The 22,269-nt window shown below is 65.8% G+C and carries 13 protein-coding genes; 4 read left to right on the top strand and 9 right to left on the bottom strand.

Annotated elements, in window-relative coordinates:
* Positions 1-25: 25 nt before the first annotated feature.
* Together QP457_RS09940 and mtnC are read left to right on the top strand one after the other, a co-directional pair.
* Positions 26-583: an acireductone dioxygenase gene (locus QP457_RS09940; protein WP_180166943.1), complete on the top strand. Its 558-nt coding sequence runs from the start codon at positions 26-28 to the stop codon at positions 581-583.
* A gap of 3 nt (positions 584-586) precedes the next feature.
* Complete coding sequence (gene mtnC, locus QP457_RS09935; RefSeq protein WP_205405583.1) at positions 587-1,282, top strand: acireductone synthase; 696 nt, start codon at positions 587-589, stop codon at positions 1,280-1,282.
* 129 nt (positions 1,283-1,411) lie between these two features.
* Here mtnC and QP457_RS09930 read toward each other — a convergent pair whose 3' ends face one another.
* The 6 genes from QP457_RS09930 to QP457_RS09905 all read right to left on the bottom strand — a co-directional run bounded on the left by QP457_RS09930 (position 1,412) and on the right by QP457_RS09905 (position 11,287).
* Complete coding sequence (locus QP457_RS09930; RefSeq protein WP_205405584.1) at positions 1,412-4,033, bottom strand: glycoside hydrolase family 2 protein; 2,622 nt, start codon at positions 4,031-4,033, stop codon at positions 1,412-1,414.
* Between the two features lie 59 nt (positions 4,034-4,092).
* Positions 4,093-5,319, bottom strand: a complete 1,227-nt coding sequence (locus tag QP457_RS09925) for an AGE family epimerase/isomerase (protein ID WP_205405585.1) — start codon at positions 5,317-5,319, stop codon at positions 4,093-4,095.
* Complete coding sequence (locus tag QP457_RS09920; RefSeq protein WP_205405586.1) at positions 5,316-6,311, bottom strand: carbohydrate kinase; 996 nt, start codon at positions 6,309-6,311, stop codon at positions 5,316-5,318. Before QP457_RS09920 ends, QP457_RS09925 begins: the two co-directional genes overlap by 4 nt.
* 7 nt (positions 6,312-6,318) lie before the next feature.
* The gene (gene fucP, locus QP457_RS09915) at positions 6,319-7,632 is read right to left on the bottom strand and encodes an L-fucose:H+ symporter permease (RefSeq protein ID WP_205405587.1); all 1,314 of its coding nucleotides are present in this window, start codon (positions 7,630-7,632) and stop codon (positions 6,319-6,321) included.
* A gap of 70 nt (positions 7,633-7,702) precedes the next feature.
* A complete protein-coding gene (locus tag QP457_RS09910; protein ID WP_099818319.1) occupies positions 7,703-8,752 on the bottom strand; it encodes a LacI family DNA-binding transcriptional regulator in 1,050 nt (349 codons plus the stop codon).
* A 96-nt stretch (positions 8,753-8,848) separates the two neighbouring features.
* Positions 8,849-11,287, bottom strand: a complete 2,439-nt coding sequence (locus QP457_RS09905) for a GH92 family glycosyl hydrolase (RefSeq protein WP_205405677.1) — start codon at positions 11,285-11,287, stop codon at positions 8,849-8,851.
* Between the two features lie 1,154 nt (positions 11,288-12,441).
* Between QP457_RS09905 and QP457_RS09900 the strand changes: the two genes are divergently transcribed.
* Positions 12,442-15,516: a TonB-dependent receptor gene (locus tag QP457_RS09900; RefSeq protein WP_205405588.1), complete on the top strand. Its 3,075-nt coding sequence runs from the start codon at positions 12,442-12,444 to the stop codon at positions 15,514-15,516.
* Between the two features lie 163 nt (positions 15,517-15,679).
* Positions 15,680-15,874, top strand: coding sequence for a heavy-metal-associated domain-containing protein (locus QP457_RS09895; RefSeq protein WP_089240853.1), 195 nt, complete (start codon positions 15,680-15,682; stop codon positions 15,872-15,874).
* A 77-nt stretch (positions 15,875-15,951) separates the two neighbouring features.
* Here QP457_RS09895 and cueR read toward each other — a convergent pair whose 3' ends face one another.
* The 3 genes from cueR to QP457_RS09880 form a co-directional block, all read right to left on the bottom strand.
* Entirely contained in the window at positions 15,952-16,404 is a 453-nt protein-coding gene (gene cueR, locus QP457_RS09890; protein ID WP_100552412.1) for a Cu(I)-responsive transcriptional regulator, read from the bottom strand.
* 12 nt (positions 16,405-16,416) lie between these two features.
* Positions 16,417-18,918 (bottom strand): heavy metal translocating P-type ATPase, encoded by a 2,502-nt coding sequence (locus tag QP457_RS09885; RefSeq protein ID WP_205405589.1) that lies wholly within the window; start codon positions 18,916-18,918, stop codon positions 16,417-16,419.
* Positions 18,919-19,162: 244 nt separating this feature from the next.
* On the bottom strand, positions 19,163-22,120 hold the full coding sequence (locus QP457_RS09880) for a TonB-dependent receptor (protein WP_205405590.1): 2,958 nt from the start codon (positions 22,118-22,120) through the stop codon (positions 19,163-19,165).
* Between the last annotated feature and the right edge of the window lie 149 nt (positions 22,121-22,269).

The following is a 22,269-nucleotide window of genomic DNA, read 5'->3' as shown; positions in this document are numbered from 1 at the left end:
CCCCCGAGACGTTCAAGCTGCCGCCATGAGCCGACTGCGCATCTACGACGACACCCATCCCGAATCGCCGCTGCTGGATACCCAGGACGGCGCGGTCATCGCTGCCGAACTGCAGAAGATCGGCGTCACCTTTGAACGCTGGCAGGCCACCGCGCCGGTCGCCCCGGGCGCAAGCCAGGACGAGGTGTTTGCTGCCTACCGCGCCGACATCGACCGCCTGGTCGCCGAGCGCGGCTTCAAGAGCGTGGACGTGGCCTCGATCGCCCCCGACAACCCGAACCGCGCCGAGCTGAGGAAGAAGTTCCTCGACGAACACTTCCACAAGGAAGACGAAGTGCGCTTCTTCGTTGCTGGCTCCGGCCTGTTCACCCTGCACGTGGGCGACAAGGTCTATGAGATCGAGTGCGTGAAGGATGACCTGATCGCCGTGCCCGACGGCACCACCCACTGGTTCGACATGGGCGATGAGCCCAGCTTCGTGGCGATCCGTTTCTTCACCGAGCCGGATGGCTGGGTCGGTCACTTCACCGGCACCGACATCGCGCAGAAATTTCCCCGTTACATTCCGACCCAGGCGTCCTGATCCATGCAGCCCCGCGTCATCCTGACCGACATCGAAGGCACCACCAGCAGCATCTCGTTCGTCAAGAACGTGCTGTTCCCGTACGCACGCCAGGCGCTGCCCGGCTTCGTCGCCGAACATGGCCAGCAGCCAGAGGTGCGTCGCTGGCTGGACGCCGTCGCCAGCGAGATCGGCGGCGCCTGCCAGGACAGCCTGGTGGCCGAGACGCTGCAGGGCTGGATCGACCAGGACCGCAAGCACACCGCACTGAAGGCCCTGCAGGGGTTGATCTGGGATGCGGGCTACCGTCGTGGCGACTACACCGCGCACTTCTACCCGGAAGTGGCGCCGGTGCTGAAGGGCTGGCACGCCTCGGGCCTGCCGCTGTACGTGTATTCCTCCGGTTCGGTGCCGGCGCAGAAGCTGTTCTTCGGCTTCAGCGATGCCGGTGACCTCAGTCCGCTGGTGTCGGGTTGGTTCGATACCGAAGTTGGTGGCAAGCGCGAGGCCGACAGCTATCGCCATATCGCGCAGGCCATCGGCGTTCCCGCTGGCGAGATCCTGTTCCTGTCCGATGTGGTCGAGGAACTGGACGCCGCCCGCGAAGCCGGCCTGCAGACGCGCCTGATCGATCGCCTGGACGACTACCCAATGCCGCGCATCGGCGCAGCCGCCAACGGCCACGAGCGGGTCGAGAATTTCCAGCAGATCCAGCTGTAGGCAAGAAGGTGTGCGGACCAACGGTCCGCACCCACCCGATGGTCGGCTTTCCGGTTCTGGTAGATGCCAACCTTGGTTGGCATGCTCCTGGTGTGCCAACCAAGGTTGGCACCTACCAAAGCGTGTCCCTCAACGATCGTTGAGGGTTTTTACCTTCAACGCTTCTCGCAGCGCAGTCAGATCCACCGGGCCACGCACGGCGATGTCGCGGGTTTCGCCCGGCAGCAGGTCCAGCAGGTTGTCTTCCACCTGCACGTCCAGCGCGCCGAAATCGATCCAGGCCGCGCGCACCAGCGCTGCGCTCTGCAGCCGCAGGCGGTAGTGGTCACCGTCGATCGCCAACGTTGATGTCAGCTGCTGCCGTGGCAGCACCTGGTCCTTGGCTTCGACGAATCCGACCACCTGCCGTGCCGTCACCCTGCCGTCCTGCAGCAGTTCGAACACCGCCACTGTCCGCGCCGGATCGGCGCCGGCCAGCAGTTCGGCATCCGCGTAGTTGCCGATGTCGGTGACCCCGGCAGCGACCAGCGTCACCGCCTGCTCGCGCCGACGCAGCACCTTGCCTTCCACGTCCATCACCCGCAGGCGCCACCGTGCATCCAACGGCGCGGCCTGGTCGTTGATCAGGCGCACGCGCGTCCTGCCCTCATCGCGCAGCGCCGCCACGGTGACCGGCGCGAAGAAGCGGCGCGCGGCAAAGTGCAGCGCCTTCCAGCGGCCGAAGTAGTCCACGCTCGACCACGAGGCACCCGGCCAGACATCGTTGAGCTGCCAGTAAAGCGAGCCCATCGTGTACGGCCGCGAAGCGCGATGGTGCAGCGCCGCCAGGGCGATGCCATCGGCCTGCATCACCTGGCTCAGATAGACGAAGTCCTCGAAGTCCTTCGGCGTGCCGTAGCCCAGTTCGATGTAGTGCAGCAGGCGCGTATTGCCCTCGCCGGCCATGAATTTCTGGTGCGCGCGGATCACCGGACTGTCGATGCGCTGCTCCGCACGAGTAGCGATCTGGTCCACCGTTGCCACCGCAGGCCAGGCCTGCAGGCCGTACTCGGACATGAAGCGCGGGGTCTCGCGCAGATAGGCCTGCACCGGTAACGCTGGATTTCCCCACACCTGCCAGTAGTGCTTGTCACCGCGGGTGGAGTCGTTGGCCTTCTCGTCCAGATCGTTGCTGGGCGAACTGGACCAGTACGGCACGCCCAGCCCGTCTTCGCTCACCACCTGGCGCAGGTCGTTGCCGAACAGATCGACGTAACCCTGCCAGACCTTCGCTGCGAACGCCGGATCAGCGGCCTTCAGGTCGCGGCCGTGGCCCCAATCCTTCCATGCTGTTTCTTCTTCGTTGTTGCCACACCACAGCACGATGCTGGGATGGTGCCGCAGCCGGCGCACGTTGTCGCGCGCCTCGGCGACCACGCTGGCGCGGAATGCCGGGTCGTAACCCGGCTGCATGCCACCGCCAAACATGAAGTCCTGCCAGACCAGCAGGCCCAGTTCGTCGGCGATATCGAAGAACGCATCGTCTTCGTAGTAACCACCACCCCAGTTGCGCAGCATGTTCATGTTGGCATCGCGCGCGGCGACCAGCACCTGGCGCAGGCGCGCGGCATCAACGCGCGCAGGGAAGGCGTCGAACGGGATCACGTTCGCGCCCTTGGCGAAGATCGGCACACCATTGATCACGAAGGCGAAGCCCTGCCCTGCCTTGTCGTCCTGCTCGCGGCGCAGCTCGACCGTGCGCAGGCCAATGCGCTGCTCACGCTTCAACGTGGAATCGGCGCCACCGTCGAGCGAGGCCATTACGGTGTAGCAGTCCTGCGCACCATGGCCGACCGGCCACCAGCGCCGCGGCTTGGCCAGTTCAACCGGCACCTCCACGCTGTTCTGGCCGGGCTTCAGCTCGACCGTGCGCTGCACCCGTGCAACGCTGCGGCCATCGGGATCACGCACCTCAACGTCTACCGCCACCGGACCGGCGACCGCGCCCTGCTCCATCTGCAGCACCACGGCCAGCCTGGCCTTGCCTGCATCAAGCGCATCGGTGCGTACGGCCAGGTCGGTCAACCGATGCGCGCCCCATGCCTGCAGGTCAACGCCGCGCCAGACCCCAGCCGTCACGTAGCGCGGCCCCCAGTCCCAGCCGAAGTGGTAGGCCGGCTTGCGCGCGAAGTTGCCGACCATCGCGTCCTTGGGCTCATCGCCGTACGGCGAAGGATAATTGCCAGCGATTTTGTGCGGCATCGCCTGCACCCCCGGCAGCAGCGTGCGGATCGGCGAACGGAACACGATCTGCAGCTCGTTGCCTTTCGCCCGCAGGCGACCTTCGACGCGGGCGCGCCAGGTGCGGTGGGCATTGTCGGCACGCAGCAGCGGCTTGCCGTTGAGCTTCACCTCGGCATAGGTATCGAGGCCATCGAAGCGCAACTCGGCGTTGGGCTTGGCCAAGGTGACGGCGTCCACATCGAAACGGGCGCGGTACTCCCAGTCGGCCAGGCCGATCCACTGCAGCTCGGCTTCGGGCGCGCCGACGTACGGATCGCGGATCAGCTCGTGCGCCAGCAGGTCGGTATGCACGCTGCCCGGCACCGTGGCCGCGCGCCACTGCTGCAGGCCCGGATGCGCCGCGCCCTGCGCGTCGCCGGGCAGCAGGCGGAATTCCCATTGCGCCTGCAGCGGTGCGGCGGTTGCAGGGAATGCGGTCGCCGCGATCAGCAGCAGAAGCAGACGGACAACGAGGGGAAGGCGATGCACGTGCGGACTCCTGTTGTTTTTGCCAGGCATGGCCTGGCACTACTGCATTCGGACGATGTTCAACGAACGACGTTCAGCACTTCGTAGCAGGCGCCCATGGTGTGGTAATCGACCTTGCCAGCCGGGCTCTTCTCGTCGCTGTACTTGCGGTTGTCAGCGTCGAGGATGCGGAACCACGCGCCGTACCGGTGGTCGACGAAGTGCTCCCATGAGTACGCCCAGAGACGGTCGTACCACTGCCAATAGCGCTCATCGCCGGTGCGCGCGGCCATCAGTGCGGCGGTAGCCAGGGTCTCGGCCTGCACCCAGAAATACTTGTCGTCGTCGCAGACGAAGCTGTCGCCGCCGATCGGCGCGCCGTCCATGCCAGGCTGGCGCCGCGACTCCGGTGCGAAGCCGTAGTACAGGCCGCCGCGCGCCTCGTCCCAGCTGCGCTCCACGGCCACATCGAACAGATGCTGCGCGGTCGGCACCAGCCAGTCGGCCTGCACGTGGCGGTCCAGGATCAGCAGCAGCTTGGCCCACTCGGTCTGGTGCCCCGGTTGGAAGCCCCATGGCCGGAACAGATGCTTGGGATCGTCCAGGTTGTAGTCCCAGTCGATGTTCCAGTTGACGTCGTAGTGCTCCCAGACCAGCCCACCGGCCTTGGCCGCCTGGCGGCGGGTCATGTTGTCGGCCAGCTGCAGCGCGCGCTCGACATAGCGCTGCTCGCCACTGGCCTCGAAGGCAGCCAGCATCGCCTCGCACATGTGCATGTTGGCGTTCTGGCCACGGTAGCCGGTGAAGTTCCACTGGCCGTCGGCCTCGTCCCGGTACAGGCCGTGCTCCGCTTCCCAGAAGCGGGCTTCCAACAGCTGCCAGGTCTCGTCCATCCACGTGCGGGCTTCTTCGATACCCGCTTTCAATGCACAGCTGTAGGCCAGCAGCACGAAGGCCACGCCGTAGCAGTGGTTCATGTCGTCCTCGACCACGCCCTCGCGCAGGGTCCAGGCGTAGCCGCCGGTGGCCGAGTTGCGATGCACCTCGCGCAGGTAGCGCACGCCGTGCTCGACTGCATCGCGATACTCGGCATTGCCGAACTCGCGGTAGGCCATGGCGTAGTTGAAGACGAAACGGGTGCTGCTCACCAGGTGGCGATGGCTGGCATCGTAGATGCTGCCGTCGTCACGGAAGTAGTGGAAGAAACCGCCCTTCGGATCGATGCAGCGCGGGTGGTAGAACGCCATCGTGTCGGCGATGTGCGCGCGCAGGAAAGCGGGAGAACGGAAATCGGGCGAGGTGCTCATGCGGGAAGGTCCTGTGCCTGCAGCAGCTGCTGCACTTCATCGAACGAGGGCATCGCAGCGAACGCGCCCTTGCGGGTCACCGCCAGTGCGCCAACGGCAGCGCCGAAGCGCAGCGTGGCGGCGATTGCCTGCGGGTCCTGGCAGAACGCGGCAAAGCCCGCACCCGCCCCACCCCGCTCCAGCAGACCGACCAGCACGCCACCAACAAAGGCATCACCGGCGGCGGTGGTGTCCACGGTGGGCACGTGGAAGCTGGTGACCTTGCCCTGCGTTTCGCGGGTGTACCAATGCAGCGTGGCGGCGCCGTCGGTGATGATCACCCAGCGTGCCTGCGCAGCCAGCAGGCGCCGCAGCACCAGTGCCTCGCCGTCATCACCAAGCGGCGCTGCCAGGTACTCCAGTTCTTCCCGCGACAGCTTGACCAGATCGGCGCGTTCCAGCGCCTGCCACAGCCGCGGCGTCGGGTCGACATCGGCCGGCCACAGCGCCGGACGCAGGTTGAGATCCAGGCTGACCACCGCACCGGACGTACGCGCGCGGTCCATGCCGGCGAACGTCGCTTCGGCGATGTGCGCTTCGGTCAGGCTGTTGGAACAGACATGGAAGCACTGCGCGCCATCGAAGCAGCCTGCCTGGAAGTCGCTGTCACGGAACAGCAGGTCGGCGGCAGGCGGACGGTAGAAGCTGAAGCTGCGTTCGCCGCCCGCGTCCAGCGCCACGAAGGCCAGCGCGGTCTTGGCCGCGTCGGTGCGCACGATGTAGTCGGTGCCGACGCCGTGTTCGCTCAGGCTCTCCGCCAGGAAGTCGCCGAACATGTCGCGGCCGAGCATGCCGACGAACTGGGTCTTCGCGCCCAGCCGTGCGGCGGCCACCGCGACGTTGGCCGGTGCACCGCCGGCGTACTGCAGGAACGCGCGCGGTGTATCGGCCGAGGCCGGTGGCTGCGCTAGTAGATCGATCAAAATTTCGCCGAAGCAGACGATGGAACCCATTTTCGACTCAGCCTCCCTGCGTGCCGGCAGCCGGCGCGCGGGCGCCGACCAGTCCGTAGAAAATGATGTAGCCGTAGCACAGCAGCGGCAGGATGAAGCTGGCCTGCACGCCGACGTGGTCGGCCAGGACACCCTGCAGGTAAGGCACCACGGCGCCACCGACGATCGCCATGATCAGCAGGCTCGAACCCTTGCTGGTCAGCGGGCCCAGACGCTCGATGCTGAGCGCGAAGATGGTCGGGAACATGATCGAGTTGAACAGGCCGATCGCCACCACCGAGTACAGCGCGACATTGCCGGAGGTCATCATGGTCAGTGTCAGCAGGCCGACATTGACCAGCGCGAAGATCGCCAGCAGGCGGCTCGGCGAGAAGCGCGCCAGCAGCGCCGAACCTGCGAAGCGGCCGATCATCGCCATCGTCCAGTAGGCCGACACATAGTGGGTGGCTTCCTGCTCGCTGAAGCCGCCGATGGTGGGCATCGACAGATAGTTGACCAGGAAGCTGCCGATCGATACCTCAGCGCCGACGTAGAAGAAGATGCCGAGCACGCCCAGCAGCAGATGGCGCTTGCGCAGCGCGTCCAGGTAGCTGTGCTGATGACCCTCGTCAGCCTGCTCGGTGGTGTCGTTCAGCGCCGGCAGGCGGAACAGGAACACGAACAATGCCAGCAGCACCAGCGCCACCGCCAAGCCCACGTAGGGACCCTGCACCGCGTGCGCCTCGGCGGTACGGTAGGCCAGCTGCTCGGCGGCCGGCAGTGCAGCAATCTGCTCGCCGCTCATGGCCGTGTTGGACAGGATCAGCATGCCGCCGAAGATCGGCGCAATGGCCGTGCCCAGTGAATTCAGCGCCTGCGCCAGGGTCAGGCGGCTGGAGCTGGTCTGCTCCGGCCCCAGCAGCGCGACATACGGGTTGGCTGCTACCTGCAGCACCGTAATGCCGGTGGCCAGCACGAACAACGCACCGAGGAAGGCGCCATAGATGCGCAGCTCGGCCGCGGGCCAGAAACCCAGCGCGCCGATGCCGGCGATCACCAGGCCGGCCACGATGCCCTTCTTGTAGCCCAGCGCCGCCACCAGCCGCCCTGCGGGCAGCGACATCAGGAAGTAGGTGCCGAAGAAGGTGAACTGCACCAGCATCGCCTTGGCGTAGTTCAGCTCGAACACCGCCTTCAGATGCGGAATCAGGATGTCATTGAGGCAGGTCAGGAAGCCCCACATGAAGAAGATGGTGGTGACCACGGCCAGCGCCTTGCCGTTGGTGACGGCAGGCTGGTTGCCCGGGGAACCGGATGGGCGGGGCGTTGCGGAGATCGGCATGCGGTACGCGCCTCGATGCGCGAAAGGTCGTTGGTGCGTGGAAGGGTGCAATCAGTTCAGCAGCAGAGCATCAGTTCGGACGTGCGGCACTGCTTTCGCGGATGCGCAACTGTACCGGGGCGACCGTGCGCCGTGGGGGCGCATCCGGTTCCTCCAGTCGTTGCAGCAGCAGGGATGCCGCCTGCCGGCCGCGCTCGCGCGGGTCGGCGGTCAAGGTGGTCAACGGCGGCACGGCGACCGACGCTTCGGAAATATCATCGAAACCAGTCACCGCGAAATCACCGCCGGGACGGATGCCGCGCGAGTTCAGGCCCAGCATCAGGCCCAGCGCGACGGTGTCGTTGTAGCAGACCGCCGCGCTCGGCCGATGGCCGTCGACGAACAGTTCGTCCGTACGCGCGGCCGCTTCCAGGCGGTTGGGTGCCGATTCGATCATCCAGCCCGGCGGCAGCGCCAGACCGGCTTCGGCCAGTGCCTGCTGGAAACCCGCGCGGCGCTGGTGGCAGGAACTCGATGCGGCGTGGCCACCGAAGAACGCGATCTGGCGATGACCGCGCTCGATCAGGTGCCGGGTGGCCAGGTAAGCACCATGCTGGTTGTCCAGGGTCAGGAAGTCCCACTCGGCGCCTTCCAGCTCGCGGTTGAACAGCAGTACGTTGGCATTGGCACCCAGCGCCTGCCGCAGCAGCGCGGCATCGCTGCCTTCGGCCGGCGACAGGATCAGGCCTGCAGGCGTGTGCTCCATCAGCGTGGACAGCACCGCCTGCTGGCGCTCGGGTGACTCGCCGGTACTGCCGAGCAGGGTCACGTAGCCACGCCCGCCCAGTGCTTCGTCCACACCGGAAGCGAATTCGGCGAAGAACGGGTTGGACAGATCGTTGATGACCAGCGCGATGCTGGACGATGTGCGTCGCCGCAGGTTCGCCGCCGCGCGGTTGTAGACATAGCGCTGGCGGCGAAGCTCAGCCTCCACCCGGGCACGGGTATCGACGTTGACCAGCGGGCTGCCGCGCAGCACCAGCGACACGGTCGCGCGCGAAACGCCGATGGCACGGGCGATGTCGGTCACCGTCACCGCCTTGCCGGAACGCTTGCTGGAACTGTCGCCGTTGTCGTTCATCGTCTTCCCGCACTCCGATGGATACTCAAGCCTAATGGATCGCGGCCCTGTCGTGCCGTGCCGTTCGCTGGGTTGCCTCGAACGGCACAGCCCGGCTCAGTGCAGCTGGCTGCCCGGGGCCGCACACCAGGACACCGGCAGATCCTTCACCGCCGTGCCCCAGCCCTGCGTCGGCGCCGTGCCATCAAGGGCGAAACGCAGCTTCGGGCCCTGCTGCAGCTGGTTCCAGCCCAGCCACACCGGGGCATGTGCCTGGCCATCGACCTGCACGCCCTGCACGTACTGCAGGCGGCGGCCATCGGCGCCAGGCGCCTCGATGCGCAGGGTGCGGCCGTTGCCCAGCTCGACCTCGACCTTGGCAAAGCGCGGCGTATGCAGCAGGAACTCGCCGCTGCCCGGCACCGCCGGGTACACGCCGATCGCACTGAACAGGTACCAGGCCGACATCGTGCCGAGATCATCGTTGCCGGTCACGCCATTGGGCGCATTGGTGAACAGCTGTTGCGCTGCACGCACCACCGCGGCGGTCTTCCACGGCTGGCCGATCAGCGTGTACAGCCACGGCGAATGCAGGTCGGGCTCGTTGTTGGGGTTGTAGCGGAACTGGTTGTAGTAGCTGTACGGCCCGACCACCCATTCCTTGCGGGCGGCATTGAGCGGGTCGGCCTGCAGCGCATCCATCGCGAAGAACGCATCGAGGCGGCGGCCTGCCTGCTCGCGACCATCCATCGCCTCGACCAGGCCCGGCACGTCCTGCTGCGCCAGCCACTGGTACTGCCAAGCGGTGCCTTCATGGAAACCATGGTGCGAGCGCGGGCTGTAATGGCCGTCTGCCGGGGTATACCACTGGCCATCTTCGGTGCGCGCGCGCGGGAAGCCACTGAAGCCGGTTTCCGCATCACGTACCTGCGGGTCCCATACCTTGCGCCAGTTGCGGCCACGCTCACGCAACGTTGCTGCATCCTGCGTGTGGCCGAGGCCCTCGGCCATCTGCGAAAGCGCACAGTCGGCCAGCGCATATTCCAGCGTCGCCGAGCCGCCATGGTGCGGATCGACATCCATGCCCTTGGACGGGAACGCACGGTCGTAGACCACGTAGCCCTTGTCCAGATAGGTCGGGTTGCCGGAACGGCCGGCCATCCGCGAGTTCAGTGGCGGCGTGCCAAACGCATTGCGGCGCAATGCATCCCAGGCTTGCGATTCACGGCCCTTGAGTGCACCGAAGCGCCACAGATCGACCATGAAGGGGGTGACCGGGTCGCCGGTCATGATGTTGGTCTCGAAGTTGGCATAGCCCCAGCGCGGCAACCAGCCGCCCTGCTCGTCGATCGCCAGCAGGCTGCGGCCGATGTCGCGCGCCACGTCCGGGCGCGTCAGTGCCAGCCACTGGTTCTGTGCGCGGTAGGTGTCCCACAGCGAGAAGTACTCGTAGTAGGTCCAGCCATCGGCGCGATGGATGCCATCGTCGTAACCACGGTAGCGCCCATCAGCATCGCTGCCGGTCAGCGGCTGCAGCAGCGCGTGGTACAGCGCGCTGTAGAACACGGTGCGGTCATCGCCATTGCCACCCTGCACGCGGACGCGTGCCAGCTGCTCGCGCCACGATTGCTGCGACAGCGCGCGCATGCGATCGAAACCGAGCAGCGCCCCGCCCTGCATGCCCTCAGCGCGCAGGTTGGTGCGTGCACCTTCGGCATCCACATGCGAAATCGCGCTGACGGCCGTGACCGACTGGCCCTTGGCCAGATCGAAGCTGAGCCACGCGCCATTCGGCTTCTGCTCGCCTTCCATGCTGTGGCGCGCGCCCGGCAGGCCACCGCCCTCGCCCCAGGTGCCATGCGCCTTGAACGGACGGTCGAATTCGATACGGAACCAGGTAGTGTATTGATGGCCACCGCAGAAGCTCTTGGTGACCAGCTTGCCTTCAACCACGCGATCACCCACCACATCGACCACGCTGCCGATCACCGAGTGGCGCTCGTTGGCCTGGCCGACATTGACCAGCACGTGGCCATCGCCCTTGCCCTGGCTGAAGGTGTAACGCTCGGCAGCCGCGCGGGTACGCGCCGTCGCTTCCGCATCAATGCCGCCGTAGCTGGTCAGACGCACCTTGTAGTAGCCGGCCTGGCCGATTTCGCCGTCATGGGTATAGGCCGAGGCGTACGCCTTGTGGTCGAACTGCTTGGGGTTGGCAGTATCGAAGTCGCCACCGGGGCCGATGCTGCCCGTCACCGGCAGCACCGAGACCTGACCGCCCTGCTCCCAGCAACCGGCACCGGAGAGGAACGAATGGCCGAAGCCGCGGATCTTGTCGTCGTCGTAGCGCCAGCCCGAATAGTGGCTGCCGATCGGGCTGACCTGGATCAGGCCGAATGGTGCCGAGGCGCCGGGGAAGGTGTTGCCGTCATCCTTGCTGCCGATGAAGGTATTGACCTCGCGCTCCAGCGCGGCCGGCGCGGCCTGCAGCCAGGGCGTCACCGCCAGCGCCAACAGGCAGGCGATGCGGGCCAGGGGCCGATGGGACAGTGCCGACAGGCGGCGGTCGGGACGACGGTGGGACAACCTGGTCACGGGCAGGACTCCTTGGCGGCAGGGCGGCAGCGAAGGACCGGCCGCACAGGCCGAGCCCTCGTTTCCATCGGTACAAATCCGCACCCCGGCGGATTTAGATCGATTCAAGTAGACCATGGGAATTTCGCCCAATGCATTCTGCGGCGCAGCATGAGAGGTGGGCTTCGGCCGGGCTGCGCCCGGCACCCGCAGAGGCCGAAGCCAGGGCAGCAGCAACGGCAACGGCAACAGCGACAGCTGCACTCCGTGGGATGGCGGGGTGGGTCCGGTTGCGGGGGACGCCGTGAACCCGTCCCTGGGGGCTTGGCCGCGGCATCCATGCCGCGGACACCCCCGCAACCGGACCCACCCCGCCTTCGACAGTTTTCGGCGATCTGTCGGAATTCTGGTGGGTGTCGACCTTGGTCGACACGTGGATCCACGCCACGCGCGGATGCTGTTCGATGAACTACCGAAATATTCGATTTCGACGAATTTGATCCACGCAAGCCGTGGATGGATGTACCTACCGATTTCGAAATCATCGATTGGATTTCATCCATGCATAGCATGGATCCAGGTGTCGACCAAGGTCGACATCTACCAACGGCATCGGGAATCTGTCGAAGGCGGGGTGGGTCCGGTTGCGGGGGCGTGAGCGCCATGGATGGCGCGACCGAGCTTACAGGGACGTACTTGCAGCGTCCCCCGCAACCGGACCCACCCCGCCATCCCACGGAAAGCCGCTGTGCTGTGGCTGTTGCTGTTGCCGTTGCTGCTGCCCTGGCTTCGTCCTCTGCGGGTGCCGGGCGCAGCCCGGCCGACCCACCCCGTTTGCGCATGTAACCGCTTACAGCAACTTTCCGCGAAGGGTCATATGCACGACACGTCGCTGCCATATTGCGCAGCAACATGCACCGGCGCCGTTGCCGTGCTAAAAATCGCCCCGCCCATCGCTTAGATCGATCCAAGACGACAGCGCGATGGCCCGGGAGTTGGGGAGCAAGACAGGACGTGCCGTGTCATCCGCCAGGCGCTCGCTGCATCTGCAGGGCGAAGGCAAGATCGGCATCACGAATTAGATCGATTCAAGTTTCCGCGTCAGTCAGTCACCGGATCAATCCAGGAGAGAGGGAGAGATGGCAATGAAGCATTCAACACGTACGCAGGGCCACGACGCGTTGTCGCTGGCCATCGCGCTGGCCCTGGCCGCCGCCGTCGCCCCGCTTGGCGCTTCCGCGCAGCAGGCGGCAACGACCGGCGCGCAGGATGCCACCACCCTGGACAGCGTCCAGGTCACCGGCTATCGCTACGCGATCGAAAAGAGCCTGCAGCAGAAGCGCGACGCCAATGCCGTGGTCGAAGTGATCACCGCCGAGGACGTTGGCAAGTTCCCCGACAAGAACGTGGCCGACGCCCTGCAGCGCGTGCCCGGCGTGGTCATCACCCGCAGCGGTGGCGAAGGCAAGTCGGTCAGCGTGCGCGGCCTCGCGCCCGACCTGACCCTGACCCAGTTGAACGGCAACTTCGTCGCTTCGTCGGAAACCAACAACGAAGCCACCCGCTCGTTCAACTACACCCTGCTGCCGTCGAACATGCTGTCCAGCGCCGAGCTGTTCAAGTCGCCGGAAGCGCGCATCGACGAAGGCGGCATCGGCGGCACGGTCATCCTGCACACCCGCCGCCCGCTGGATATGGAAGCCAATTCCGGCTACGTGAACCTGGAAGGCACCTCGTCCGATACCAGCCACGACGTCGACCCGCAGGTGTCGGCGCTGTACTCCTGGCACAGCAAGGACGAGCGCTTCGGCGTGCTGGTCGGCGTGACCCAGCAGAAGCGCACCAGCCGCACCATGGAAGCCAGCACCGAGGACTACCAGTGGTACGGCAACAACACCACCGCCCGCGATGCCAACGGTAACCTGCTGGAACAGGACGGCATCCACTACTGGTGGGGCCAGTCCGGCTTCAACAACCAGACCGGCAAGAACTACAGCGAGTTCTTCATGCCGACCTCGGTGAACTTCGCGGTGAAGGAAGAAAAGCGCGAGCGCAAGGGCGGCCAGCTGACCTTCCAGTTCAAGCCCATCGACAACCTCACCCTGACCGCCAACTACTTCCGCTTCGAACTGCAGGGTGATTACACCCAGAACATGCTGAAGGTGCCGGAGTGGAACCTGGCCCGTTACAACCAGGACGGCAACTGGGATGGCGGCCGCCTGCTCAACGGGCTCAGCTTCGACCCCAGCGGCAGCATCGTCACCGGTGCGCAGTACGAAAAGCTGGCCGGCAAGACCTACTACTGCAGTGAAGACGAAGCCGCAGCGGCCGGCATGAAGCCCGGTGGCTGGGGCCCGGACGACTGCACCATCCCCACCCCGCAGCTGACCGGTGGCTACAGCAAGGAAAAGGCGCTCTCGCAGACCGCCGACCTGACCATCGACTGGGACATCAGCCCGCTGTGGAAGGCGTCGTTCACCGGTGGCCGCACGTGGTCCGAAGGTGGCCCGTCGATGAACTTCCGGATGTCGGCCAAGCCGCGCCGCAAGGTCGGCAACCAATGGCAGTCGGGCAACCAGTACACCGCGTGGGACCTGACCGGCACGCCGTCGGTGCAGTTCTCGCCGGATCTGCAGCAGCAGTTGATGGCCGGCATCGCCGAAGTGGACACCGGCTCGACCGATTCGTCGTGGATGCAGACCGAGGTCAAGCAGAACTACTTCCAGGCCGACGTCACCAAGCTGTTCGAAGCCGGCTGGCTGGACTCGATCCAGTTCGGCGCCAAGTACCGTGACGGCCAGGTCCACCGCAACACCGGCAACACCTACTGGGTGTGCCCGGGCCTGGATCCGGCCGACTATGACAACAACCGCTACCAGGCCGGTTGCGATCCAACGGCAGGCAATGCCCAGCCGGGCTTCTTCCTGTCCAATCCGATCAGCAACATCACCGGTGGCTTCAACGCCAACGTGTTCCCGGGCATCAACTACCCGGCCTACATCGATTACCTGAACAAGACCTACGGCGGTTCGTACAACCGCACCGAGGAAGACTTCGTCTACGACGTCAACGAGAAGATCTACTCGGGTTACTTCCAGGCCAACTTCCGTACCGACCGCGTGCGCGGCAACGTCGGCGTGCGCGTGGTGCGCACCAGGCAGTTCGCCCAGTCCAGCGATTCGGTCGAGCGCTTCAACGACTACTTCGTGGACAACGCCAGCGGCGCACCGATGAGCTGCGATGATCCGGCCGCCGATCCGAACCTGCGCTGCCAGGGCGGCTTCGTGCGCCTGCCGGACAACCAGGTCCGTGACAAGGTCTACACGCTCAGCTCGCTGGACAAGACCTACACCGACTTCCTGCCCAGCTTCAACATCGCCTGGGACATCACCGACAACCTTGTGCTGCGTGGTGCCGCATCGAAGGTGATCGCCCGCCCGAGCTACACCTCCATCGCCTACCCGGGCGGCCTGCGCTACGTCAGCGAGGAATACAGCAACGACCGCCGCGTCGCCGGCGGCACCGACACCCCCGGCTGGTACGGCTCGGGCAGCAACAAGGCGCTGGAGCCGTTCGAGGCCGTGCAGTTCGACCTGGGCCTGGAGTGGTACTTCAAGCCGGGTTCGGTGGCCGGCGTGGCGCTGTTCCGCAAGAACGTGGACAACTTCACCGTGCCGGTGGTGCGCGATCAGCAGATGACCGTTGGCGGGCAATCGGTGACGGTGCAGAAGTATGAAACGCAGGCCAACGGCCGCGACGGTGTCTCGCAGGGCGTGGAGCTGTACGGTCAGTACACCTTCGACTTCGGTCTGGGCGTGCAGGCCAACTACACCTACAACGACACCAACCTGGCTTCGATCGTGCTGGATGGCGAAGAGATCGGTTCCTCGCCGCTGGTGGGCAGCGCCAAGAACCAGGCCAACGTGACCGTGTTCTACGAGAACGAGAAGTTCCTGGCACGCGCCTCGTACAACCGTCGCGGCGAAGTGGTCGGCGGCCTCAACAACGGCCTCACCACCTACACCAAGCCCTACGACCAGCTCGATCTGAACGTGGCCTACAACCTGACTCCGGACTGGACCGTTACCGCCTCGGTGCTCAACGCCACCAAGTCCGAGCTGCGCAGCTATCTGGGCAACGACAGCCAGGCCCGCCTGCTGTCCAACATCTACGCCGGCCGCCAGCTGTACTTCGGCGTGAACTGGAAGTTCTAACGCAGTGCCCCCGCCTACTGGCGGGGACGATCCTCCACGGCAGCCGCGCTGGTACAGGTGGCTGCCGTTTTTTGTGGTCCCTTCGCTCCGGGGAACGCTTGACCCTGCCATCGTTGCAAGGTGCACACTGCCTCCACCCCCAAGTGAATCGAAGGAGCTACAGATGGAATTCCATGTGGAAGGCATGACCTGCGGTGGCTGCGCACGCAGCGTGACCAAGGCGATCGAGCTGGTCGACCCGGCAGCCACCGTGTCGGCCGACCCGGCCAGCCGTCGCGTGCAGGTGCAGACCTCGGCCAGCGAAGCGCAGATCGTCGCGGCGCTGACCGAAGCGGGTTTCCCGCCGCGTACGGCCTGATCACGCTGCCGATTGCATGAACGATGCCCGCCCTGTGCAGCTGCCAGGGCGGGCATTTTCTTTTCCATCTGTCTTGGTCAGGTCCTGCGCGCGCGCCTGCGTACTGCCCCTGCGGGTGCTGCAACCGGCGCAGCGCCCTCTTCGCCTTCACCCAACCGCTGCAGGATCGGGCACTCGGGGCGATCATCACCAGCGCAGCAGCTGATCAGCGATTTCAATGTATCGGCCATCTGCCGCATGTTCTCGATGCGCTGTTCGAGGTCATCGATGTGCTGCTCGGCCAGGCGCTTGACGTCGGCGCTGTGGCGCGACGTGTCGTTCCACAGGCCCAGCAGGTCGGTGATCTCGGCCACCGAAAAGCCGAGATCACGCGCGCGGCGGATGAAACGCAGCCGATGCACGTCGGCCTGCGAATAGGCGCGATAGCCCGCGCCGGTGCGGTCAGCGGGCGGAATCAGGCCGATCTGCTCGTAGTAGCGGATCATCTTGGCCGACACGCTGGATGCCTTCGATGCTTCACCGATGTTCATGCAATCGCTCCTTCAGTGGGCCGCATGGGACGCGTCCGCCATCGGCGCCTGGAAGCGCCGCAGGCGCAGCGCATTGCCGAGCACGAACACACTGGACAGGGCCATGGCACCGGCCGCGAACACCGGTGACAGCAACACGCCCCATACCGGATACAGCGCACCGGCCGCGACCGGAATCAATGCGGTGTTGTAGGCAAAGGCCCAGAACAGGTTCTGGCGGATGTTGCCGATGGTCGCCTTCGACAGCGCGATGGCGTTGGGCACGCCCTGCAGGTTGCCGGACATCAGCACCACGTCGGCCGACTCCACCGCGACGTCGGTGCCGGTGCCGATGGCCAGGCCGACATCCGCCTCGGCCAGCGCCGGCGCATCGTTGATGCCATCACCGACGAACGCGATCTGACCGTAAGCCGCCTTCAAGCGGCGCACCGCTTCCACCTTGCCTTCCGGCAGCACTTCGGCCACCACTTCATCGATGCCGAGCTGGCGGGCGATGGCCTGTGCGGTAGCGGCGTTGTCACCGGTAATCATGGCCACCTTCAGGCCAAGCTGGTGCAGGGCGGCAATGGCGGCCGGCGTACTCGGCTTGATCGGATCGGAGACGGCGATGATCGCCGCCAGGCGGCCATCGATGGCGCCATACAGTGGCGACTTTCCTTCGTTGCCCAGGCGATCGGCCAGCACGGCGAAACTGCCGATGTCCACGCCCAGCGAACGCATGAAACGATCGGCGCCCACTTCCACGCGTGCGCCATCGACGGTGGCACGCACGCCCATGCCGGTCACCGACTCGAAATCAAGCATCGCCGGCAGCGCGATGCCCTCCTCCGTCGCCGCCTCGACAATGGCGCGGGCGATCGGATGCTCCGAGCGTGATTCCACCGCTGCCACCCGCGCCAGTACCTGCGCGCGATCAAAGCCGTCGGCGATCTCCAGGTCGGTCAGCAACGGGCGGCCTTCGGTCAAGGTGCCGGTCTTGTCCACCGCCACCACCTTGGCGTCCTTCAACAGCTGCAGCGCCTCACCCTTGCGGAACAGCACGCCCATCTCGGCGCCGCGACCGGTGCCGACCATGATCGAGGTCGGCGTCGCCAGCCCCATCGCGCACGGGCAGGCAATGATCAGCACGGCCACCGCGTTGACCAGCGCGAAGGTCAGCGCCGGCGACGGCCCGAAGATCAACCACACAAGGAACGTAGCGAGGGCCGCCAGCATGACCGCCGGCACGAACCACAGCGTCACCTTGTCGACCACGGCCTGGATCGGCAGCTTGGAGCCCTGCGCCTGTTCAACCAGACGGATGATCTGCGCCAGCATGGTCTGCCCACCCACCGCCGTGGCACGCAGGGTCAGTGCGCCCTTCTGGTTGACGGTGCCGCCGACCACGCCGCTGCCTGCCGACTTCTCCACCGGGATCGGCTCGCCGGTGATCATCGACTCGTCGACGAAACTGCGACCTTCCGTCACCTCACCATCCACCGGCACGCGCTCGCCCGGACGCACTTCCAGCAGGTCGCCCAGCAGCACCTCGTTGATCGGGATATCGACGATGCGCCCTTCGCGACTGACGTGCGCCACCTTGGCCTGCAGGTTGACCAGGCGCTTGATCGCCTCTGACGTGCGGCCTTTCGCGCGCACCTCCAGGAACCGACCGAGCAGGATCAGCGCGACGATCACTGCCGCCGCTTCGTAGTAGACATTCACCGTGCCCGCCGGCAACAGGTGCGGGATGAAGGTGGCCACGACCGAATAGCCGAACGCCGCCGCGGTACCCACCGCCACCAGCGAGTTCATGTCCGGCGCCAAGCGCAGCAGCGCCGGGAAGCCCTTCTGGTAGAAGCGCCGGCCGGGAATGGCCAGGACCAGCGTGGTCAGCACGAACTGCAGGTACCAGCTGGCCTGGAGGCCGATCGTGGACATCACCCAGTGATGCATGCCGGGAATCAGGTGCGAACCCATTTCCAGCACGAACACCGGTGCTGCCAGCACGCTGGCCAGGATCAGGTCGCGTTTCAGCGCCACCCGCTCGGCATCCTTCTTTTCCGCCGCTTCCTCATCGACTTGGGTGCCGCCATCGATCGCGTGCGCCGCGTAGCCGACCTTGTCGATCGCCGCTACCAGTGCGTCGATGCCGGCGACGCCGCGCACGGTTGCACGTTCGGTGGCCAGGTTGACGCTGGCCTGGCTGACGCCCGGCACCGCCAACAGCGCACGCTCCACGCGGCCGACGCAGGACGCGCAGGTCATGCCTTCCACGGCCAGTTCGGTGGTCGCAGCCGGTACCTCATAACCCACGCTTTCCACCGCCTGGATCAGCGCGTCGCGGTCGATCGGACCAGAGGAGCGGATGTCCGCACGCTCGGTGGCCAGGTTGACCGACACGCTGGCGACCCCCTCGACCTTGGCCAGGGCCGCTTCGACCCGGCCAACACAGCTGGCGCAGGTCATGCCTTCGATCGGCAGGCTGAGGATGGAAGCCGTCCCGGGGACGGCGGTAACGCTTGAGGTGCTCATGGCCTGGTTTCCCTGGTTCCATCTGGAGAGATGACCAGCCTAGACCTTGCCATCGTGGGAAGGTCAAATCCACCCCGCCCGGCCAGCGGCCCATCCACGCATGGCGTGGATCTACTGCAAAGCCTGGGTAGAGCCACGCCATGCCTGGCCACCCGGCATCCCGAACGCCCAGTAGAGCCACGCCATGCGTGGCTACCCCGTCATCCCGTGGCTGGCGCCGGGTCATGCCCGGCGCCGCCGTCCCTCAGAACGTGAACACATACTCCAGCGCGAACTCGCGCCCCACCGCACCAAGCAGACGCGTCGGGGCGAAATCGTAGTCGACCTTGTAGGGGTCCTTGTGGTTCCAGCTGGTCGCGTTGAACGCGTTGTTCACGTACAGATTGACCTTCATGAACTCGGTCACCTGGTAGCCGACATTGAAGTTCCAGGTAATGAACGGCCCGACCCGGCCGTAATAGCGCGCCGTCTGCTGCCCCGCATTCGGGTTCGGATTGGCCGATCCATCCGGACGGGTGGCAGGCTCCAGGCAGTTCAACGACGGACTGTCGCTGGGCACGTAGCCATCGGCGAAAGGCAGGCAGCCGCCGGGGTTGTCCAGGCGGTCGGTGCCCCAGTGATAGCGCACGCCCGGCACCGAGCCGATGCGGTCGGCATACACGTTCGCGTTCCAGTTGCCGCCCTGCCAGGCCAGGCTCGCGCGCAACTTGCTGCGCAGGTCACGGTCGCGGCGCTCAGGGTTCGGATCGTTGGCGTAGCGCTGCTCCTTCGTCGAGATCTGGTTGGTGTAGTTCACCCCCAGCTGGAAGCTGCCCCATGCGGCCGTCTCCAGCCGATAGCGCGCGCTCAGATCGATACCACGCACTTCGCGGCTGGCCAGGTTGAACGGCCCGCGCTCGATCGACACCAACCGTCCGCTGCTGTCACGATTCACCCGGGCCAGGATGCCGTCGCAGTAAGCCTCACCAGCCGGATTCGCCCACGGCGTACCGTCCATGTTCTTGCCGGTCAGGCAGCCGGCCTCGCTGGCCAGCACTTCGTCCGCACCGACGTCGACGATCATGTCTTCCAGCTTGATCGCCCAGTAATCCGCGCTCATCGACAGGTTCGGCAGTACGTCCCAGACGAAGCCGACCGTCCACGAATTGCCGGTTTCCGAGCGCAGCAGCGGCGTACCCCGACGGTTCACGTCGAACGCATACCAGACATCGGTATTGCCCACGCCGCAGTTGTTGACCAGATACGCGCCGCTCTCGATGCAGCGCAGGCGGTCGTAGGTCAGCACTTCGGAGCTGCTGGCCTGGCCGAGCAGGTAGTGCATGTCCGGCGCGTGGAAGCTGGTCGCGTAGGAGCCGCGCACCAGCAGCGACTCGAACGGACGCCATTCCAGGCCGGCGTTCCAGGTGGTTTCCTTCTGGCTGCCGACATCCAGCGCCTCGCCGCCGCCGTCGGCCTTGTAGCTGCCATAGCGGTCGTAGCGTGCCGCAGCGGTGGCGATCAGGCTGTCGGCCAAGGGGATCTTGAACTCGACACCGGCCGAATAGCGGGTGCGCTCACCGCCGCCACGATCAACGTTCTGCAGGTCGAAATCGATGCCGGCACGCGGATCCGGGCTGAGGTGATAGCCCTGCTTCGCCACTTCGGCCACCGCCGCGAACGAAATCGGACCGGCCCAGCCCTGCAACAGTTCACCAGTGATGTCGGCCGAGGCCTGGTTGACGTAGGAGGAGGCGCGATTCTTCGCGACCGTGCCCATCTGCCAGTACTGGTCCGGGGTGATCGGGTTCCACCAGCGCGACTCGTTCAATGCGTAGATGGCCTCACCGTCGCCGGTGGTGCCCAGCCGTGGGCCGAGGAAGAAGTCGTACGACTTCTGTTCGTCCACCACGTTCTGCCGCTCTTCAACGCGGTAGTAGGAACGGCCAACCGTGGCGCTCCAGTCGAAGCGATCGGCCAGGCGTCCACGCAGGCCTGCGCTGATATCCCACGACAACTCGCGGTTGGTATTGCGCAGCGTGTCCAGGCCACCGACTTCGTTCGGCGTGAACTGGCGCACGCCGAGCACCGGGCGATTGCGGTTGGCATCCCAGTAATAGCCGTTGGCATCATCGATCAACGAAACGCTGGGGGGATTGGTGCCCCAGATCGCCTCGGACCGGTACACCGCCAGGTTGCTCCAGGCCTGCAGGCCATCACCGAAATCGAAGGTGCCATAGAGATTGCCCGACACGTTCTCCGAGCCACCGGTCAGCAGCCAGTTGGCGTAGTCGGCGCTCATGCCGCACAGGCGGCCGGTGTTGCTCACTGTATTGGCGTTGTAGTTGTAGACCAGCCGATCTGCGGTGTAGTACTCGCCAGCGAATTTCTCGCAGGTGCCGTCCGGCGGTGCCAGGCGCTGGCCGTTGCTCGGGTCGATCAGCGCCAGGCCTGCGGTGGGACGGAAGCCGACCTTGCGCTGTTCCATGTTCCAGGACGGGTACAGCGCATCGTCAGCGTCGTCCATCTGCGGCCGGTCGCGGCCGAACAGCGGATCGCGCTTGGTGTACTGCAAAGCGTAGGTCACGCTCCAGTTGTCGCCGGTCTTGCCACCCGCCCAGGACAGGTCCCAGGTATCGCGGCCGCCTTCGGTGGAGGTACCACCGCGCACGCGCACTTCGTCGCCGTCGTAGTTGGTCTTCAGGATGACGTTGACCACGCCGGCGATGGCGTCCGAACCATAGATCGCCGACGCGCCGCCGGTCAGCACTTCGATGCGCTCCACGGCAGCGGCAGGAATGTTGCTGTAGTTGGAGAAATTGGTCTCGCCGCCATAGGGCAGCGGGTAGTCGGCCACGCGGCGGCCGTTGACCAGCAGCAGGCTGCGGTTGGGCCCCATGCCGCGCAGGTTCAGGCCGCTCGCGTTGGGCGTGTGCGAGCCCCACTGCGATGCCGCTTCAACGGTGCCGGTCGCTTCGGTGAGCGTCTTCAGCGCGTCGTAGACGGTGACGAAGCCTTCCTTCTGGATCTGTGCGGCGGTGATCACGTTGACCGGGGCCGGACCTTCGACGCCGGCGCGCTTGATGCGCGAACCGGTAACGGTGACGGCATCGAGGTCCTTGGTAGAGGACGTGGTCGCTTCCTGTGCGCCCGCTGCGAAGGGCAGCAAGGCAAGCACGAGGGCCTGGGACAGCAGATGACGACGGTTGCGGACGGACTGAGCCATGGGTGGTTGCTCTTGGATGGTGGGCGCGCGGTCGGATGGCGATCCCGGGCGTTGAATCGATCCATCTCGATTCGATCACCCTCCCCTGTGGATCGATCCAAACTAAAGCACAGCTGAACCACGCCCGGCATGCGGCGACGCAGCAACGC

Origin of the sequence: Stenotrophomonas sp. As-7 (genome assembly GCF_030291015.1) — a bacterium.
Classification (GTDB): domain Bacteria; phylum Pseudomonadota; class Gammaproteobacteria; order Xanthomonadales; family Xanthomonadaceae; genus Stenotrophomonas; species Stenotrophomonas lactitubi.
The sequence above is the reverse complement of the archived record's forward strand: the minus strand, read 5'-3'. Positions and strand labels throughout refer to the sequence as shown.

What these genes read in the sequence shown, in the direction of transcription:
- QP457_RS09925 (WP_205405585.1), bottom strand. Translation starts at nt 5,319, where the DNA reads ATGAGCACCTCGCCCGATTTCCGTTCTCCCGCTTTCCTGCGCGCGCAC.
- cueR (WP_100552412.1), bottom strand. Translation starts at nt 16,404, where the DNA reads ATGAACATCGGTGAAGCATCGAAGGCATCCAGCGTGTCGGCCAAGATG.
- QP457_RS09885 (WP_205405589.1), bottom strand. Translation starts at nt 18,918, where the DNA reads ATGAGCACCTCAAGCGTTACCGCCGTCCCCGGGACGGCTTCCATCCTC.
- QP457_RS09900 (WP_205405588.1), top strand. Translation starts at nt 12,442, where the DNA reads ATGGCAATGAAGCATTCAACACGTACGCAGGGCCACGACGCGTTGTCG.
- QP457_RS09940 (WP_180166943.1), top strand. Translation starts at nt 26, where the DNA reads ATGAGCCGACTGCGCATCTACGACGACACCCATCCCGAATCGCCGCTG.
- QP457_RS09895 (WP_089240853.1), top strand. Translation starts at nt 15,680, where the DNA reads ATGGAATTCCATGTGGAAGGCATGACCTGCGGTGGCTGCGCACGCAGC.
- QP457_RS09880 (WP_205405590.1), bottom strand. Translation starts at nt 22,120, where the DNA reads ATGGCTCAGTCCGTCCGCAACCGTCGTCATCTGCTGTCCCAGGCCCTC.
- mtnC (WP_205405583.1), top strand. Translation starts at nt 587, where the DNA reads ATGCAGCCCCGCGTCATCCTGACCGACATCGAAGGCACCACCAGCAGC.
- QP457_RS09910 (WP_099818319.1), bottom strand. Translation starts at nt 8,752, where the DNA reads ATGAACGACAACGGCGACAGTTCCAGCAAGCGTTCCGGCAAGGCGGTG.
- QP457_RS09920 (WP_205405586.1), bottom strand. Translation starts at nt 6,311, where the DNA reads ATGGGTTCCATCGTCTGCTTCGGCGAAATTTTGATCGATCTACTAGCG.
- fucP (WP_205405587.1), bottom strand. Translation starts at nt 7,632, where the DNA reads ATGCCGATCTCCGCAACGCCCCGCCCATCCGGTTCCCCGGGCAACCAG.